The 17,527-nt window shown below is 53.0% G+C and carries 11 protein-coding genes and 1 tRNA gene; 6 read left to right on the top strand and 6 right to left on the bottom strand.

The annotated features are described in order from the left end of the window. Positions 1-7: 7 nt before the first annotated feature. The 3 genes from trkA (at position 8) to HMPREF6485_RS05615 (ending at position 3,849) form a co-directional block, all read left to right on the top strand. A complete protein-coding gene (gene trkA, locus HMPREF6485_RS05625) occupies positions 8-1,345 on the top strand; it encodes a Trk system potassium transporter TrkA (RefSeq protein ID WP_004345279.1) in 1,338 nt (445 codons plus the stop codon). A gap of 5 nt (positions 1,346-1,350) precedes the next feature. After that, a complete protein-coding gene (locus HMPREF6485_RS05620; protein ID WP_004345277.1) occupies positions 1,351-2,808 on the top strand; it encodes a TrkH family potassium uptake protein in 1,458 nt (485 codons plus the stop codon). 78 nt (positions 2,809-2,886) lie between these two features. Then, positions 2,887-3,849 (top strand): type I phosphomannose isomerase catalytic subunit, encoded by a 963-nt coding sequence (locus tag HMPREF6485_RS05615; protein ID WP_004345276.1) that lies wholly within the window; start codon positions 2,887-2,889, stop codon positions 3,847-3,849. An 80-nt stretch (positions 3,850-3,929) separates the two neighbouring features. Here the strand turns inward: HMPREF6485_RS05615 and trpS are convergent, their stop codons facing one another. The 3 genes from trpS to HMPREF6485_RS05600 form a co-directional block, all read right to left on the bottom strand. Beyond that, the gene (trpS, locus tag HMPREF6485_RS05610; protein WP_044126287.1) at positions 3,930-5,018 is read right to left on the bottom strand and encodes a tryptophan--tRNA ligase; all 1,089 of its coding nucleotides are present in this window, start codon (positions 5,016-5,018) and stop codon (positions 3,930-3,932) included. Between the two features lie 751 nt (positions 5,019-5,769). Next, complete coding sequence (locus HMPREF6485_RS05605; protein WP_004345271.1) at positions 5,770-6,438, bottom strand: FKBP-type peptidyl-prolyl cis-trans isomerase; 669 nt, start codon at positions 6,436-6,438, stop codon at positions 5,770-5,772. A 45-nt stretch (positions 6,439-6,483) separates the two neighbouring features. Next, positions 6,484-8,055: a glycine--tRNA ligase gene (locus tag HMPREF6485_RS05600; RefSeq protein WP_004340085.1), complete on the bottom strand. Its 1,572-nt coding sequence runs from the start codon at positions 8,053-8,055 to the stop codon at positions 6,484-6,486. Between the two features lie 106 nt (positions 8,056-8,161). Between HMPREF6485_RS05600 and HMPREF6485_RS05595 the strand changes: the two genes are divergently transcribed. Then, complete coding sequence (locus tag HMPREF6485_RS05595; RefSeq protein WP_004345270.1) at positions 8,162-10,900, top strand: DNA gyrase/topoisomerase IV subunit A; 2,739 nt, start codon at positions 8,162-8,164, stop codon at positions 10,898-10,900. Positions 10,901-10,962: 62 nt separating this feature from the next. On the opposite strand, the gene ftsZ is transcribed toward HMPREF6485_RS05595, so the two are convergent. After that, positions 10,963-12,426: a cell division protein FtsZ gene (gene ftsZ / locus HMPREF6485_RS05590; RefSeq protein ID WP_004345268.1), complete on the bottom strand. Its 1,464-nt coding sequence runs from the start codon at positions 12,424-12,426 to the stop codon at positions 10,963-10,965. Between the two features lie 99 nt (positions 12,427-12,525). Here ftsZ and HMPREF6485_RS05585 point away from each other — a divergent pair, with 99 nt between their 5' ends. Both HMPREF6485_RS05585 and HMPREF6485_RS05580 read left to right on the top strand, forming a co-directional pair. Further along, a complete protein-coding gene (locus HMPREF6485_RS05585) occupies positions 12,526-13,113 on the top strand; it encodes a hypothetical protein (protein WP_044126285.1) in 588 nt (195 codons plus the stop codon). A gap of 117 nt (positions 13,114-13,230) precedes the next feature. Beyond that, positions 13,231-13,312, top strand: a tRNA-Leu gene (locus HMPREF6485_RS05580). 331 nt (positions 13,313-13,643) lie between these two features. Here HMPREF6485_RS05580 and HMPREF6485_RS05575 read toward each other — a convergent pair. Then, positions 13,644-14,492, bottom strand: coding sequence for a TraB/GumN family protein (locus tag HMPREF6485_RS05575; RefSeq protein WP_004345265.1), 849 nt, complete (start codon positions 14,490-14,492; stop codon positions 13,644-13,646). Between the two features lie 19 nt (positions 14,493-14,511). Next, on the bottom strand, positions 14,512-17,337 hold the full coding sequence (locus HMPREF6485_RS05570; RefSeq protein ID WP_004345263.1) for a M16 family metallopeptidase: 2,826 nt from the start codon (positions 17,335-17,337) through the stop codon (positions 14,512-14,514). Positions 17,338-17,527: the final 190 nt, after the last annotated feature.

Raw genomic sequence — 17,527 nt, 5'->3', positions numbered from 1 at the left:
TTTGAATATGAAAATCATCATTGCCGGCGCCTACGCCATAGGAACCCATTTGGCCAAATTGCTCTCGCGCAACAACGAGAACATCACTCTCATTGACGAAAACGCCGAGCGTCTCGCCAAGATAAGCACCGACTTCGACCTGCTTACGCTCGAAGCTTCACCGGGCAGCATCAAGGCCCTGAGGGAAGCCGGGGCGGAGAGTGCCGACCTCTACATATCGGTGACTCCCGACGAGGCTCTCAACCTCAACAGCTGTATGCTGGCCAAAGCCATCGGCACCAAGAAGACTGTGGCCAAGATAGACAGTCCTGAATACATAGCTCCTGACGCGCAGAAGTTTTTCTCCGACTTGGGGGTGAGTTCGCTCATCTATCCCGAGATGCTGGCAGCCGTGGACATTAACAACGGTCTGAAGATGTCGTGGGTGCGCCAGCGGTGGGATGTGCACGACGGGGCACTCGTGATGCTGGGCATCAAACTGCGTGAGAGTTGCGAGATTCTCAACCAACCGTTGAAGACCATCAGCGGGCCCGACGACCCCTACCACATCGTGGCCATCAAGCGGGGCGACGACACGATCATCCCCGGCGGTAACGACGAACTCAAACTCTACGACCTGGCCTACTTCATGACCACCCGCAACTACATCCCCTACATTCGTAAGATCGTAGGGAAAGAACACTATGTGGACGTGAAAAACGTGATGATCATGGGGGGCGGAAAGACGGCCGTGAGGGCGGTGAAGACCATGCCTGAGTACATGGACGTGAAAATCATCGAACAGGACGAGCACCGATGTGAGGAACTCAACAACATATTGGAAGACAATGTGCTCGTGATCAACGGCGACGGACGTGACATACCCCTTCTCACGGAGGAGGGCATACGCAGCACACAGGCCTTTGTGGCACTCACAGGCAATGCCGAAACCAACATTCTGGCCTGTCTTACGGCCAAGCGGATGGGGGTGCGCAAAACCGTGGCGATGGTGGAAAACCTTGATTATGTGGCCATGGCCGAGAGTCTTGACATCGGCACCATCATCAACAAGAAAGCCATTGCCGCCGGTCACATCTACCAGATGATGCTCGATGCCGATGTGATGAACGTGAAATTCCTCAACTCGGCCAATGCCGATGTGGCCGAGTTTGTCGTGGGTGAGGGGGCTAAAGTCACCCGTAAGCCCGTGAAAGACCTCGGATTGCCTCCCGGAGTGACCATCGGCGGACTCGTGAGGGAGGGTGAGGGAATGCTCGTTAATGGTAATACGCAGATAGAACCGGGCGACTCTGTGATGATATTCTGCCACAATGTGAACATGAAGAAGATAGAAAAGTTCTTCTGAAAGCCATGATAAATAAAGAACTTCTATACAAGATAATCGGTCAACTGCTCTTCTTGGAGGCCATGTTGATGGGCTGTTGTTTCGTGATAGCTTTCTTCTTTCACGAAGATGACACGCTGGCTTTTCTCGAATCAACGATTATCAGCATTTTTGCCGGGGTGGTGCTGAAACTCTTTGGCCGCCATGCCGACAACTCCATGTCGCGGCGTGACGCCTATCTGGTGGTCACACTGTGTTGGGTTATCTTCAGTCTCTTCGGCACACTGCCTTTCCTGATCAGTGGCTACATCACCCATTTCACAGATGCTTACTTCGAAACGATGTCAGGATTCACCACCACCGGGGCTACCATCATCGACGATGTGGAGGCACTGCCCCACGGACTGCTCTTCTGGCGGTCGCTCACACAGTGGATAGGCGGACTGGGTATCGTGTTCTTCACCATCGCCCTGCTGCCCTCAATGGTGGGGGGAAGCGTCAAAGTGTTTGCCGCCGAGGCTACCGGGCCCATCAAGACCAAACTGCACCCGCGGCTCTCCACCAACGCCAAGTGGATATGGGTTATCTATCTGGTCATCACCATGGCCTGCACCGCAAGCTATTGGTTGGGTGGAATGGGCGTGTTCGACAGCATCAACTATGCCATGACCACCACGGCCACGGGCGGTTTCTCCACACACAACACAAGCACCGAGTTTTTCCACTCGCCCACCTTGGAGTATGTCTGCACGTTTTTCACCTTTCTCTCAGGTGTCAATTTCACGTTGCTTTATCTCACGGTCATCAAGGGTAAGGTGAGTTTGCTGTGCAAGAACACCGAGTTTAAATTCTATCTGTTTCTGGTTGGCATCTTCACGCTCATCATTACCATCGAACTGATGGCACGCAACGGTTATGATGTGGAGCATGCTTTCCGTTGCGGTATCTTCCAGGTGGTGTCGTTTATCACCACCACGGGACTTTTCAACGATGATGCCGGCACATGGCCCCATGTCACATGGGTGGTACTGGCCGTGTGCATGTTCTTCGGAGCCTGTTCGGGCAGCACGAGCGGAGGCTTCAAGTGCATTCGTGGCGTGATGGTGCTGCATGTCATCAAGAACGAGTTCCGGCAGATTCTTCATCCCAATGCCGTGCTGCCCATCAAGATAGACGGCAGCAACGTGCCCAACCAGAAGCGCGTCACACTACTGGCTTTCCTCACGGTGTATCTCATCCTGTGTCTCATCACTTCGTTTACCATGATAGCGATGGGGATAGACAACACCAACGCCATCACCATCACGTTGAGCAGCATAGGCAATGTTGGGCCGTCATTGGGCCTCAACATCGGGCCCACCATGTCGTGGAGTTCTCTGCCGGATGTATGCAAATGGATGTGTGCAGTGATGATGCTCGTGGGCCGTCTGGAGATTTTCAGTGTGCTTGTCATCTTCACGCCCGAGTTCTGGAAAGAGCGGTAGAAAGAATGAGCGTGCTGTCTCAAGCCGATGTGGAAGTGGAATATTCATTTACTCACTACAACATAAAAAAACAACAGCATGAAACCGGTTAAATTTGAGACACTTCTGAAGTCTACCATCTGGGGAGGCGAGAAGATCATCCCCTTCAAGCAGCTTGCCATCAAGCAGGAAAAGGTGGGTGAGAGCTGGGAAATATCGGGTGTGAAAGACAATGAGACCATCGTAGCTGACGGCCCTTATCGGGGCTACAGGCTCAACGAATTGGTTGCCGAACTGAAAGATGCGCTTGTGGGAACGGAAAACTACAAGCGTTTTGGTGACGAATTTCCATTGCTCATCAAGTTTATCGATGCCCGCGACCAACTGTCCATACAGGTGCATCCCGACGACGAAACGGCTCGCAGGCAGGGCAAGAACCGTGGAAAAACGGAGATGTGGTATATCATGGAGTCGGACAAGGAAGCCCGCTTGAGGGTAGGACTCAAGAAGCCCATCACCCCACAACAATATAAGGAAATGGTGGAGACGGATATCATCACCGATGCCATAGCCGAATATGAGGTGAAGGAGGGGGATGTGTTCTTCCTGCCTGCCGGGCGCATCCACAGCATCGGGACGGGATGTTTCTTGGCCGAAATACAGCAGACAAGCGATGTCACCTACCGCATCTACGACTTCAAGCGGAAGGATGCCGAGGGGCATGAGCGTCAGCTGCACACCCGTGAAGCTGCCGAATGTATCGACTATCGGGTGCAGAGTAACTACCGCACGGAGTATGTACCGGTGAAAAACGAGGGTGTGATGCTGGTGCAGTGCCCGTATTTCTCTACCGTGGTCTATGACATCGACGAACCTCTGACGCTTGACTTTGAAGAGCTGGACAGCTTTGTCATCCTCATCGGACTGAAAGGGGAGGCCCGTCTCACTGACAATGAGGGCAACGAAACTGCATTCCGGGCCGGTGAAACGCTGCTCATACCGGCCACCACACGCAGGGTGAAGGTGGAAGGAGAGATGAAGTTTTTGGAAACCTACGTATAAAACACTTGCCAATAGACGCAAAAAGGAGAAGTCTCGTGCAGAGACTTCTCCTTTTTGTATAGGTGTAATGCGGTGTCCTGCTATTTCGCCTTAAACTTCTCAGCCTGCTGACGTATCAGTTCGGCATCGTTGAAATAGTCTATTCGCATGGCTTTGCGCACCTCATCCATGGTGGCAGCACCCACTTCGCAAGCAGCCTCAGAACCTTTTTTCAGGATATTGTAAATCTCAGGGATGTCTTGTTCCAACTCATGACGACGCACGCGCATAGGCTCCAGCATCTTGTTGATGACATTGTTGAGCAGCTTTTTGCACTTCATGTCACCTATGCCGCCGGCCGTGTAGGCCGCTTTCAGTTCGTCGAGATTCTTAAACTCGGGCCAGAACTCGGCAAAGTCGTCGTCGGTGGAGAAGGCATCAAGATAGGTGAACACGGCATTGCCCTCCACATGCCCCGGATCGGAAACGTTGAGATGGGTGGGATCGGTGTACATCGAGCGCACCTTCTGCCACACCTCTTCGGCCGAATCGCTCAAATAGATGCAGTTGCCAAGGCTCTTGCTCATCTTCTCCTTGCCGTCGGTGCCGGGCAGTCGGCGGGCTGTGGCATTCTCGGGCAGCATGATGGCAGGCTCGACAAGCACCTCACCGTAGGTCTGGTTGAAGCGGCGCACCAGTTCGCGGGTCACCTCCAACATCGGTTCCTGATCTTCGCCGGCCGGCACAGTAGTGGCCTTGAAAAGGGCGATGTCGGCAGCCTGACTCACGGGGTAGCAGAAGAAGCCAAGCGGGATGTTGGCCTCGAAGTTGCGCATCTTGATTTCCGTCTTCACAGTGGGGTTGCGCTGTACGCGGCTCACGGTGATAAGGTTCATCAGATAGGTGGTGAGTTCGGCCAGTTCCGGAATCTGACTTTGCACGAAAAGAGTGCATTTCTCCGGATCGAGACCGGCAGCAAGGTAGTCGAGGGCTACCTCCATCATGTTTTGGCGAATCTTCTCAGGATTGTCGGCATTGTCGGTGAGCGCCTGCACATCGGCCATGAAAACAAACATGCGTTCGTAGTCGCCGGCATTCTGCAACTGCACACGGCGGCGCAGAGAACCTACATAATGGCCCAAATGGAGCTTACCGGTCGGGCGGTCACCCGTCAATATAATCTTTCCCATTCTATGTTGGATTTCTTTTGGTGTTGTCTTTTGAATTGCAAAGGTAGTGATTTTCAGCATATCAGGCAACTTTTTTGAGGGCAAAATGGGGAACGGCAACCATTTGATGCAGGGATGAATAGCTGCATGGGGTACACACCAACACAAAAAGCGATGAAAGCTGTCTCCGCAAGATGTCGGATGATGGCGAATAATATCAACAAAAACGCATCCGCAAAAACTCTCCAACCAGAACGGAAAACCGACTTTAGACTATCGGAAAAGCCTGCCGATTTTCCCATTCGGGCCCTTCAAACTTGCGAAAGAGCCACACTTGAGAGCTGAAAAGGCCACAGTTGGCGCGCAACTGTGGCCTTTTTGCAAGCTCGTTTGGGCCCTTTCAAGTTCATTTTCGGCCCCAAATTCTTGTCAATAAAATTCAAGCTATTGATTGTCACCACTTTGGAAGCAGCACCAAAAATCGCTCATTTGCGCTAAGTGCTCGTTCGTTGCAAATATCGCAATCTGAGAGGCCGAAAACGGACAAATTGTTTAACAATCCACACTGCCCGAAGCTCTCCCCTACCGCACACCGGCTGACTTCAAAACGGGACAGCCCGTGAAAATAGGTAAAAACGAAATCAGGCAGCCTGTCCCTTGGTGGAACGGGCTGCCTGATGGTATGTTGTGTGATGGGATGTCGGAACTTGCAAACTTCAAATGCCCACGTCATCAAATGGCGCATGGCCTGTTTCTTACCGGTCTTACCGGTCTACTTCTTCGTTTTCTTGTTCGATGAAGCCGTCTTGCGGTAGAAACTGTTGAGCGTGATGTCGAAAACAAGAGTGGAATAAGCCGGAATACCGGTCTTGGTGACAGAGCCGTAACCCAATGCGGCAGGGACATAGATGCGCCATGTGTCCCCGATGTGCATGTGGAGAAGAGCCGTAGTCCACCCATCCATTCTGCCACTTGCAAGATAATTCCTAGGAAGCGCGGTCTTGGTATCGAGCGTTCCTTTGTAGCTTTGCTCGAAAACGTAGCCTTCAGGATAGCTTGTGGTAGGGATGAGCCGACCGCGATAGTGGACGCGAACGGAGTCGGTGATGAGCGGACTCTCCGTTCCCGTACCGCTCTTAAGCACCTGCACAGCAATGTAATCGGTTGACTGATAGGTGATGGAGCCCTTTCCGGAAGGGTAAGGCTGCTGCCCGTCGAGCGTCCAGTTGAGGTAGGTGCGCCACGTTCCGTCGCTGTTGGCCTTGGCGGTGGCATATCTTTCTGCAAAGAAAGTCTCGTTGCGACTCTGCCAGTCGGCGTATTCATCGGTGGTTCCGTCGTCTTCGCTGCAAGAGGTCAGAAGCAGGAAGGCTGACAGGAAGAATGGGATGGCCTTCAGCCATCCCTTCACCCGATAGGCGTCTTTATTGGATATGTGCATGGATTTTTCTTTTTATGCTTTTCGCTTGTGTCGTTCCAGGAAGGCTTAGGCCTCCTCGAAACCTTTTATTTCCTTGCCCAACTTCTTCAGCAGACCGGTGATGCTCACGCGGTCTTCGATGATGGATCGCAGTTGGCTGATGTCCACACGCTCCTGTTCCATAGTGTCGCGGAAGCGCAAAGTCACCTTATGGTCGTTGGGTGTGTCATGGTCCACCGTCACACAGAACGGTGTGCCCACGGCATCCTGACGGCGATAACGCTTGCCGATGGAGTCTTTCGGGTCGCCATAGTGCGTGTTGAAGTGGAATTTGAGGTCGTCTACAATCTCTTGTGCAAGCTCGGGCAGACCGTCTTTCTTGTCGAGCGGGAACACGGCACACTTCACCGGGGCCAGTGCCTCGGGCAGTTTCAGCACCACGCGGGTCTCGCCATTCTCCAGCTGCTCTTCCTCGTATGAGTGGCAGAGCACGCTCAGGAACATGCGGTCCACACCGATGGAAGTCTCCACATCATAGGGCGTGTAGCTCTCGTTCTTGTCCGGGTCGAAGTATTTGATGCTGCGACCGCTGTATTTCTCGTGCTGCGAGAGGTCGAAATCGGTGCGCGAGTGGATGCCCTCCACCTCCTTGAAGCCGAAAGGCATCTTAAACTCGATGTCGGTGGCAGCATTGGCGTAGTGGGCCAGCTTCTCGTGGTCGTGGAACCGGTAGTTCTCCTTGCCCATGCCGAGTGTCTCGTGCCAGGCAAGACGCACTTTTTTCCAATATTCAAACCACTTCATTTCCGTGCCGGGCTGGCAGAAGAACTGCATCTCCATCTGCTCGAACTCACGCATACGGAACACAAACTGGCGGGCCACAATCTCGTTGCGGAAGGCCTTGCCTATCTGTGCGATGCCGAAGGGCAGCTTCATGCGGCCCGTCTTCTGCACATTGAGATAGTTCACAAAGATACCTTGGGCGGTCTCCGGACGCAGGTATATCTTGTTGGTGGCATCGGAGAGCGAGCCCATCTCGGTGGAGAACATCAGGTTGAACTGGCGCACGTCAGTCCAGTTCTTGGTTCCGGAGATGGGATCCACAATGCCCTCATCGAGGATAATCTGCTTCAGGGCCTCGAGATCCGGGCCCTGCATGGCCTCCGTGTAGCGGGCGTGGAGTTCGTCGCGCTTCTTGGCATTCTCCAGAACGCGCGGATTCGTCTCGCGGAACTTCTGCTCGTCGAAAGCCTCCCCGAAGCGTTTGCGGGCCTTGGCCACCTCCTTTTCTATCTTCTCTTCGTATTTTCCTATCTGGTCTTCTATCAGATTGTCGGCACGATAGCGTTTCTTTGAGTCGCGGTTGTCAATGAGCGGGTCGTTGAAAGCATCCACATGGCCGCTGGCTTTCCACACGGTGGGGTGCATGAAGATGGCGGCGTCGATGCCCACGATGTTGCTGTGCAGCAGCACCATGCTTTGCCACCAATATTGCTTGATGTTATTTTTCAGTTCCACGCCGTTCTGGCCATAGTCGTAGACGGCGGCCAGGCCGTCGTAGATGTCACTGCTGGGGAAAACGAAACCATATTCCTTACAGTGACTCACTATCTTTTTGAAAACATCTTCTTGTGCCATAATAATCTTTAAATTTCGAAATTTGGTTGCAAAGGTACACCTTTTTCTCGGATATTCTTTGTATTTTTGCGTAAAATTAGAGTAATTAAGGAATTTAATAACTAGAATGGACGACGAGATAAAAGACAACGAACACTTGACCGGCACAGGCGAAGAAAACAACGAAGAAGTCACGGAGGACACGCATTCAGACTACAACCCCGTGAACAGATTCGACGCTTCGGCTGTGCATCACCTGAGTGGCATGTATCAGAACTGGTTTCTCGATTATGCCTCCTACGTGATCTTGGAACGCGCCGTTCCACATATCGAAGACGGACTGAAGCCCGTGCAGCGTCGCATCCTGCACTCCATGAAGCGGATGGACGACGGGCGATATAACAAGGTGGCCAACATCGTGGGCCACACGATGCAGTTCCACCCCCACGGGGATGCCTCCATAGGTGATGCCCTGGTGCAGATGGGACAGAAAGACCTACTCATCGACTGTCAGGGCAACTGGGGAAACATCCTCACGGGCGACCGTGCGGCAGCCCCCCGATACATCGAAGCCCGCCTCTCCAAGTTCGCTCTCGATGTGGTGTTCAATCCCAAGACAACCGACTGGCAACTTTCCTACGACGGACGCAACAAGGAACCGATCACGCTTCCGGCCAAGTTTCCGCTGCTGCTGGCGCAAGGGGCGGAAGGCATTGCTGTGGGGCTGAGCAGCAAACTCTTGCCCCACAACCTTAATGAAATATGCGATGCCGCCATCAAATATCTGCATGGAGAGGAGTTCCGCATTTATCCCGATTTCCCCACGGGCGGCGCCATTGACGTGTCGAAGTATAACGACGGACAGCGGGGCGGCGCCTTGAAGGTGCGTGCGAAGATAGAGAAGGTGGACAACAAGACGCTCGCCGTGCGTGAAATACCCTACTCGAAGACCACGGCCACGCTCATCGACTCCATCACCAAAGCCGTGGAAAAGGGAAAAATCAAGGCCCGAAAAATCGAAGACAATACGGCGGCCGAGGTGGAAATCCTTATCCATCTGGCTCCGGGGGTGTCGTCGGACAAGACGATGGATGCCCTTTACGCTTTCTCCGATTGCGAAATCAACATCTCGCCCAACTGTTGCGTCATCGAAGACAACAAGCCGGGCTTCCTCACCGTGAGCGATGTGCTGCGCCACAGCGTGGACCGCACGATGGGCCTGCTGCGCAAGGAGCTCCAGATACGCCGCAACGAGCTGCTCGAACAGCTTTTCTTCGCTTCGCTCGAACGCATATTCATTGAGGAACGCATCTATAAGGAGCGCAAGTTTGAGACAGCCAAAACGATGGACGAGGCCATCGCGTTTGTCGATGAGAAACTCACACCATTCAAGCCCGACTTCATACGCGAGGTGACACGCGACGACATCTTGCGCCTGATGGAGATTAAGATGCAGCGCATCTTGAAGTTCAACAAGGACAAGGCCGACGAACTCATAGCCAAAATCAAGGCCGAGGTGGCCGAAATAGACAAAGACTTGGCCCACATGACGGATGTCACGGTCAACTGGTTTGAGTTTATCAAGAACAAATACGGAAAGGAACATCCGCGCCGCACGGAGATTCGCAACTTCGACACCATCGAGGCAACGACCGTGGTGGAGGCCAACCAAAAGCTCTACATCAACCGGCAGGAGGGCTTTGTGGGCACAGGACTGAAAAAAGACGAGTTCGTGTGCAACTGCTCCGACCTTGATGATATCATCATTTTCTATAAAGACGGAAAGTTCAAGGTCGTCCGTGTGGCTGACAAGATATTCGTCGGGAAGAACATTCTGTGGGTGCAAGTGTTCAAGAAAAACGACAAGCGCACCATCTACAACTGTGTCTACCGCGACGGGCGGCAAGGGGCCTATTACATCAAACGCTTCAACATGACGGCCATGACTCGCGACCGCGAATACGACCTCACACAGGGCACTCCGGGGTCGCGCGTGATGTACTTCACAGCCAATCCCAACGGCGAGGCTGAGGTGATCAAGGTGACGCTCGATCCAGACCCCAAAAAGAAGCGACAGAACATCTTCCTCGAAAAGGATTTCTCCGAAATAGCCATCAAGGGGCGTGGAGCCAAGGGCAACCTGCTGACCAAACGAAGCATCCACCGCATAGGCCTGAAGAGCCACGGACACTCCACACTCGGCGGCCGGAAAGTGTGGTTCGACCCCGATGTCAACCGCATCAACTATGAGGAGCACGGCCGCTTTCTCGGTGAGTTTTCCGATGACGATGCCATACTTGTCATCCTCGACAACTGTGACTTCTACATCACCAACTTCGATGCCAACAATCACTACGAAGACAATATCCTGCGCATCGAGAAATGGGACGAACACAAGGTGTGGACAGCCGTACTTTTCGATGCCGACAACGACGGTTATCCCTACATCAAACGCTTTACGATGGATGCCACGCGCCGTCATCAGAACTTCTTGGGTGAGAATCCAAACTCCAAGTTGGTCTTCTTGACCGATGTGCCCTATCCGCGTGTGAGGCTGACCTACGGCGGGGTGGATGCCGTGCGGCCTGCGGAAGAAATAGACGCCGAGCAGTTTATCGGTCAGAAAAGCTTCAAGGCCAAAGGCAAACGGCTGACCACGTGGAAAGTGGAGAAGATAGAAGAACTCGAACCGACGCGTTTCCCCGAACCTGTGGACACTCCCAATGAGGAGAGTACAGATCGGGCAGAGGGTGATGCCGCTGTTGGCAGAGAGGAGGAAAACCTCGACCCCGACAAGGGAAAAAGCCAACAGCAGGTGATTGACGAGATAACGGGGCAACTGAGTCTGTTCCCCGAAGAAGAATAAAAACTGCCGGACATCCGCTTGGGGGATGCCCGGCAGTTTCCGTTATGCGCACTGACGATGGGTCATTCGTACAGGTCGCGGGAAAGGTTTTCCAGTGATTGGCGCAGCCGTGAGCGAATGCGCTCCACAAAAGGCATGGCTTTGGTCACGTGGCTTTGAGGTTCTCGTCGAGTCTCTTCCGCAGCCGGACGGGTAGGTTGTGGGGATTCCGCTTCAATGGGTGCTGCCTCTGTTATCACCGTTTCCTCCCGATGGGAAAACAGATTGCCCGTTGCCCCCGCCGATGAATTGCCTTCTTCCAGTCCAGAGGCGGTGAATCGGGAAAGCGACTTCGGCAGTTCTGATGTGCCGGTCGGGGCCGGCATCACTTCCGGGACAGTCGTTTCCTGCTGCGGGGAGACTTGTTGTTGTTCCGATCCGGATATTTTTGTGTGTAGGAGACTTTCCCTGTACAGTTTTTCTATCACCTTATTATAATATGTCTCCGTCTCGTTTTCGGGCAGTTGCTCTTTGGGCAGAAACTCGTTGTCAAGTCCCGTGGCAAGGATAATCACTTTGGCATCATCCCCCAGCGTGTTGTCATCGGAGGTGCCCCATATCACATCGATATTCGGATCCAGTTCATACATGAAAGCGTCTATCTCCTGCATCTCCCTCACAAAGAGCGGCGCCTTCTCACTGGTGTAGATGTTGAACAGTATGTTCTTGGCCTTCGAGATGTCACTCCCATAGAGTAGCGGAGAGTCAAGGGCATTGAGGATGGCTTTTTCCACACGCCTTTCCCCCTTCGCCCGTCCGATGGCCATCAGTGCTCCACCCCCTCCTTGCATAGTCGTCTCCACATCGCGGAAGTCGAGGTTGATGTTCCCCTCCACTGTGATGAGCTCCGAGATGCTTTTAGTGGCATCGCTCAAAATGCGGTCGGCCGTCTTAAAAGCGTCTTTCACAGTGATTTGCGCGTCCGAGTAGATGTCGCACAAGCGTTCATTGTTCACGATGAGCAGCGAGTCCACATTCCTGCGCATTTCCTCCACACCCTTGAGAGCCTTGATGATTTTATTGCGCTTCTCGAAAAAGAAAGGAATTGTCACGATGCCTATGGTTAGTATGCCCTTGCTCTTGGCTATGGAAGCGATAACCGGTGCGGCCCCCGTACCCGTGCCTCCCCCCATGCCGGCCGTGATGAAGCACAAGTGGGTATTGTCATCGAACAGCGAACTGATTTGCTCTTTCGTGTTTTCAGCTTCCCTGCGCCCCAACTCGGGATTGGCTCCGGCTCCCAGTCCGCTCTGTCCCAGCAATATTTTCACCGGCACGGGCGAGTTGGCCAAACTCTGACTATCGGTGTTACACACGACGAAAGCCACGTTTTCGATTCCCTCCCGATACATGTTGTTCACAGCGTTGCAGCCTCCTCCGCCCACGCCTATCACCTTGATGATTTCCTTTGACAGGTCTTCCACCGGGCCAAAATCCAATATATCTGTCATCATAAGCAGTTTTCTTTTGATGGCAAAATTACTCATTTTTCTCTGTATCTCAATGGTTCTGCAAGCCTTGTGAACGAAAAAATGCCGGCCGGATTGTTGCCGAAGCCCAACTTTTTTGTTATTTTTGTATCGTCTATGGAATCATACGAAGACGATAGCCCCGAACTGTTGGCCCACCAACTGCGCATCCTTGTGCGCCGCTTGCAAGCACTCGACCGCAACGACCTGCTGTTGAGTGCTATCGGTGTGCCCACACTCGAAGCCTTGCGCATCGAAGCCGCCAAAGGCACGTTGAGTCCACTCATCATCACTTCCGACTATCGCCTCATCCTTGAAGCCACTCATACCGAAGTGGTATTGTCACCTGTCCACAAGGCTGTGTATCTTCTGTTTCTTAACCATCCTGAAGGCATCGAATTCAAGCACCTCACTTCCTATCGTAGCGAACTGCTCTCGCTCTACCGTCGCCTTGCCCCCTATATGGAGGTGGAGCGAATGGAGGAAACCGTTGACCGCCTTACCAACCCACTCGACAACGCCATCAATGAGAAATGTTCGCGCATCAAGGCCGCCTTCTCTGCCCTCATGGACGAATATTCCGCCAGCTACTACATCATCGGCAGCCACACCACCCGCCATGTCGAAGGTTCCTCGCGCATCTGGTTCCGACGGTTAAAAATCATCACGCTGCCCCGTCGGCTGGTGAAATGGCAAGAACGATAACCAACTTTTGCCGACTGTTCACCATTGTGTGAGGGGGGCGGAGTGGCATTCAGCTTCTTTTTTCGACAACAATTTCTCCATTTCGATTATTCTTCGTATCTTTGCACTCACATTTATGCGCTCGTGGCGGAATTGGTAGACGCGCCAGACTTAGGATCTGGTAGTTCACGCTGTGAAGGTTCGAGTCCTTTCGGGCGCACAGACAAGAAGATAGACAAAGTGCCAAAAGATCGAAACAATCTTTTGGCACTTTCTTTTTAAGGCTGGAGTTGGAGACGGGCACGTATAGATTGGTTGCCATTAAATGCCACTTGGAGGAACACTGTCAGGCAAGGGAGTAGTGTATGGCTGGTTAAGACAAGCAGCAGCCAGATATCCTATCGCCCGAATACGAAACCTAAACGCAGCTTTTAAGGTTAAGGCCATAGCCTTTCGGCTGTCAGAACGGACGCTGATACATGGAATCATCCCACTATCTTCGCCATCCGATCAATTCGAATCATTCGCCGAAAAAGCAAAAGAGGACAGGGTTATCTTACTGCCTCCACTGTATATCCGGCCTTCCTGAGCTGTTGCAACAAGCCGTTCTCTCCTCCGAGATAGGCCGCTTCAAGCACCACAAAGGTGGGAGCAGCCTGCATGATGGCCGGCAGGGCTTTAGTCCAACGGGCTATCTTCTTGCCACACACGTGCGAGGTGGCCTTGGTCACGGCATCAATATCCTGTGCCGTGAAGGCATCTGCAGTCTTGTTGAGTTCGGCAAGATGCACCTGCTCGTTCTCCAAAAAGTTCACAAGACTCTTCACCTGCTTATCGAGCGGAGCCTCATAGCCGCACGCCGTAAACTCCTCACAGGTAGAGAGACCATAGACCGGTTCGTGGTTTTTCTTGGCCTGCGCCTCAAAATACTGGTCAAAGGTGTGCGTGGGGTCATATTCACTCATGTGGTTGGCTACGAAGAGCAACTTCTCCAGTTCCTCCTCCATGCCCGCCGGAGTGATGTCGGCATAGCGGCGCTGCGAGTAGGGACTGTTGAACCCCACCTCAGTGTACTTCTTCAGGAACTTGTCAAGCAGCGCGAGCTGCGAGGGCGTGAGCAGATTTTTCAGCATTTGACCGCCTTTCAGCTTGCGTGCATCGGCCAGCGTATTGGTATAGGTACTCTTGTTCACCTCGAAATACATCTGTTCAGTGTTGTTGAGTGCATCCCGCAAACCAGCCACCCGTTCCACAGTGCCCACAGGGTTGATGAGCCGATAGGTGGCAAAAACATAAGAAGGCTTCCGGAGACTGTCCCCGGAAACCTTGTAAAGCAACTGGGCATGGGTCGCAAGCACTGACGCTGCGAACACAAATGCCGATAAAACCATTTTCTTCATAACTTTTGAGTTGATGTTATTATTTCTCGGGTGACATCATCACCTCGAGTTTGTTACCGCTCTTGATAACGACATTTTTGATAAACGCTGCAACCTTTTCGGGTGTGAGGGCACTCACCACCTTCTTGTAGTCGGTATGGAAGTCAAGTCCATACTCGTCATAGTCTTCGATGATGCTTAGCCAGTGGCCGTTTTTCTTGGCATCGTCGTCAGCCTGTTTGAGCATAAACTCCTTCACTTTCTGAAGGTCGGCTGCATCGACGGCATTCTCAGCCTCGGCCATGCCCTTCATCATCAGGTCGTAGGCCTGCTGTGCCTTGGCGGGATCCATGGGACAACCGGCAAGCAGCGAGTAGTAGGCTTGGTTGTCGACAGTTCGCTGGCTATACCCGTTGGCCCCTACAGAATAGGCGGCACTGGCCTCCTCACGAATGGTGCGGAGATACTTCATGCTCAGAATCTGTCCGGCAGCATCGGCAAGCACGTTGTTTTCAAGCGTGAGCGGAAGCTTGTCGGAACTCCAAATGGCATAGAGGATGGACTTCGGAGTCTCCATCTTGCGGCTGAAGTGGCATTTCACATCGCCCTTAGCCAGAGTCAGCACCTCCTTGTCAGCCACCTTGGTCTTCCTGGCAGGCAGCGAAGCGATGTACTGCTCGATGAGCGGACGCAGTGTGGCCTCGTCGAAATTACCGGCAAAGGTAAAAGTGTATTGCCCGGCATCGGCCGTCATTTCTTTGGCCATTTGGAGCACACGGTCGGCATTGATATTCTTCAGGTCTGCCATCTCCAATGGAGCGAAGAACGGGTTGTGAGCGTAGCGGGCATTCTGCAAAGAATCGGAGAACACAGCCTCGGGCTGCAGATTCTTGTTTTTGAGCATCAGCTCGAGTTGCTGCATGGTCGAACTGAGGGCTTTCTCGTCTTTGGCCAGTGCCGTGAAGTTGAGGTAGACGAGCTGCATCATAGTCTCAATGTCCTTCGGGGTAGACGAGGCATCGGCCCCTTTATGATAGAGCCCGAGACTGAGACCGGCACTCGCCTGCTTGCCGGCAAGGGCCTTCTGGAGCTCGGTGCTGGAGAAATTGCCCAGTCCGCAGGAGTTGATGACAAAATCGAACGCCTTGAGATTGGTGTAGTCGGCGGCTCCATACAGGTCTTTCCCGCCCTTGGCTTTGGCCGACATCACGATTTCATCGTCCTTGAAGTCGGTCTTTTTCAGTATCACTTTGGCCCCATTGGAGAGGATGAGTTTCTTGAAACCGAGTTTCTTGTCTTCCGTCTCCTTGGTAATTTTGCCTTTCTTGGGCAACTGCGAGATGAGCGGCTCGTTCTTCACGTTGTCCACGTAGGCTGCGATCTGCTCCGCACGCACCTTTGCGATGGTGCTCTTCAGGTCGGCCACGGTGTTGTAGGTCTTGCCTTCCTTCTCCTGCACCTGTGCTGTGATCACAAGGTTGGAGTCGCTCTCCGTGATGAGCTCCTTCGCAGCCTCGTTGACAGCCTCCAAGGGAATGTTGGGCACGAGCTGGTTCATGATCTGATATTCGTCCTCTATGGAGGGCATGGGCTCGTTGCCGAGATAGTTGCCCACATACGACTGGTAGTAGACCTCGTTCTTGGTCTTGTCCTTGTTGGTGAAACGCTTCTCGATACGGCTGAGATATTCCTCCTTGGCGCGGGCATACTCGGTGGCCGTGAAGCCGTGGCGACGGGCGCGCAACAGCTCGCGCTCCAGAGTGGCAAGGGCTTCAAGGTCTTTGCCCTCCTTGGGAACAACCACACCCATGAAGCAGTCCTTGGTCTTCGAGATGTCCAGATACTCACCATAGTTGGTGGCTGCGTAGGCGTAGGGGCAGTCGGGCTGATTGGCATACTCGTTGAGACGATTGGTGAGCATCATGTCGATGACGTCGATGACATAGAGGTTGGCCAGATAGTCGAGGCCCACCTTGGCCGAATCAGGGGTGGGGTCGGTCTTCATCATCAGGCTGATAAGCGAATACTTCTGCTCCTTGTCCGGATAGTAAACGTAGATGGCTTCCTTGTTGTCGGGCACCGGTTCAGCCACCACTTTGGCTGCGTTGGCAGGCACCTTCACGCCATTCCAGAGCTTCTTTATTTCCGCTTCAACATGGTCAACATCCACGTTTCCCACCACGATGATGGCCTGATTGTCGGGACGATACCACTTCTTATAATAGTCGCGCAGCACCTGCGGCTTGAAGTTGTCAACGATGCTCATCAGGCCGATGGGCAGGCGGTTGCCGTATTTGCTGCCGGGGAAGAGGTCGGGCAAGTGCTTCTCGTAGAACCGCTGATCGGCATCGGCACCCATCTGCCACTCTTGATGCACCACGCCGCGCTCCTTGTCAATCTCCTTAGCATCAAGCGTGAGACCGCCCGACCAGTCTTTCAGCACCAGCAGACAAGAGTCGAGGGCCGACTGGCGGTAGGTGGGCACGTCGCAGATGCGATACACCGTCTGATCAATAGAGGTATAGGCATTGAGATTGCTACCAAATTCCACTCCCAGTGTACGGGTGAAGTCGATGATACCGTTGCCCGGAAAATGCTCCGACCCATTGAAAGCCATGTGCTCCAAGAAGTGGGCTAACCCGCGCTGGTCGTCGTTCTCGTTGATGGAACCCACCCGCTGGGCGATGTAGAAGTTGGCCGTGTTGGCCGGGAACTCGTTGTGACGGATATAGTACACCAGTCCATTGTCGAGCTTGCCCACCCTCACATTCTTGTCCACCGGGATGGGAGGCATCTGAAACTGCGCCGCAACCTGTGCCGCATTAAGCAGCAACAAGGCTGCCACAAAAAGTTTTTGAATCTTCATAAATTATAATTTGAAGTTGGATTTGATGCTAATTTACATTTTTGCCCACAAATGTACCGTTTTTATTTTAAACAAACAAGAAACAATCTGTAAAATAATCTACTTGCAATCAACTATCATCATCCAAGCCGGAATATCCTTTCAATGCTTCAAGCTCATTCCTCCCACAACACAAACACCCCCACAGCGA

It is taken from the genome of Segatella buccae ATCC 33574 (assembly GCF_000184945.1).
GTDB classification, from domain to species: Bacteria; Bacteroidota; Bacteroidia; order Bacteroidales; family Bacteroidaceae; genus Prevotella; species Prevotella buccae.
Note: the sequence above shows the minus strand (reverse complement) of the source record. Positions and strands in the feature narration are given on the sequence as shown.

What these genes read in the sequence shown, in the direction of transcription:
- trkA (WP_004345279.1), top strand. Translation starts at nt 8, where the DNA reads ATGAAAATCATCATTGCCGGCGCCTACGCCATAGGAACCCATTTGGCC.
- HMPREF6485_RS05620 (WP_004345277.1), top strand. Translation starts at nt 1,351, where the DNA reads ATGATAAATAAAGAACTTCTATACAAGATAATCGGTCAACTGCTCTTC.
- HMPREF6485_RS05615 (WP_004345276.1), top strand. Translation starts at nt 2,887, where the DNA reads ATGAAACCGGTTAAATTTGAGACACTTCTGAAGTCTACCATCTGGGGA.
- trpS (WP_044126287.1), bottom strand. Translation starts at nt 5,018, where the DNA reads ATGGGAAAGATTATATTGACGGGTGACCGCCCGACCGGTAAGCTCCAT.
- HMPREF6485_RS05605 (WP_004345271.1), bottom strand. Translation starts at nt 6,438, where the DNA reads ATGCACATATCCAATAAAGACGCCTATCGGGTGAAGGGATGGCTGAAG.
- HMPREF6485_RS05600 (WP_004340085.1), bottom strand. Translation starts at nt 8,055, where the DNA reads ATGGCACAAGAAGATGTTTTCAAAAAGATAGTGAGTCACTGTAAGGAA.
- HMPREF6485_RS05595 (WP_004345270.1), top strand. Translation starts at nt 8,162, where the DNA reads ATGGACGACGAGATAAAAGACAACGAACACTTGACCGGCACAGGCGAA.
- ftsZ (WP_004345268.1), bottom strand. Translation starts at nt 12,426, where the DNA reads ATGAGTAATTTTGCCATCAAAAGAAAACTGCTTATGATGACAGATATA.
- HMPREF6485_RS05585 (WP_044126285.1), top strand. Translation starts at nt 12,526, where the DNA reads ATGGAATCATACGAAGACGATAGCCCCGAACTGTTGGCCCACCAACTG.
- HMPREF6485_RS05575 (WP_004345265.1), bottom strand. Translation starts at nt 14,492, where the DNA reads ATGAAGAAAATGGTTTTATCGGCATTTGTGTTCGCAGCGTCAGTGCTT.
- HMPREF6485_RS05570 (WP_004345263.1), bottom strand. Translation starts at nt 17,337, where the DNA reads ATGAAGATTCAAAAACTTTTTGTGGCAGCCTTGTTGCTGCTTAATGCG.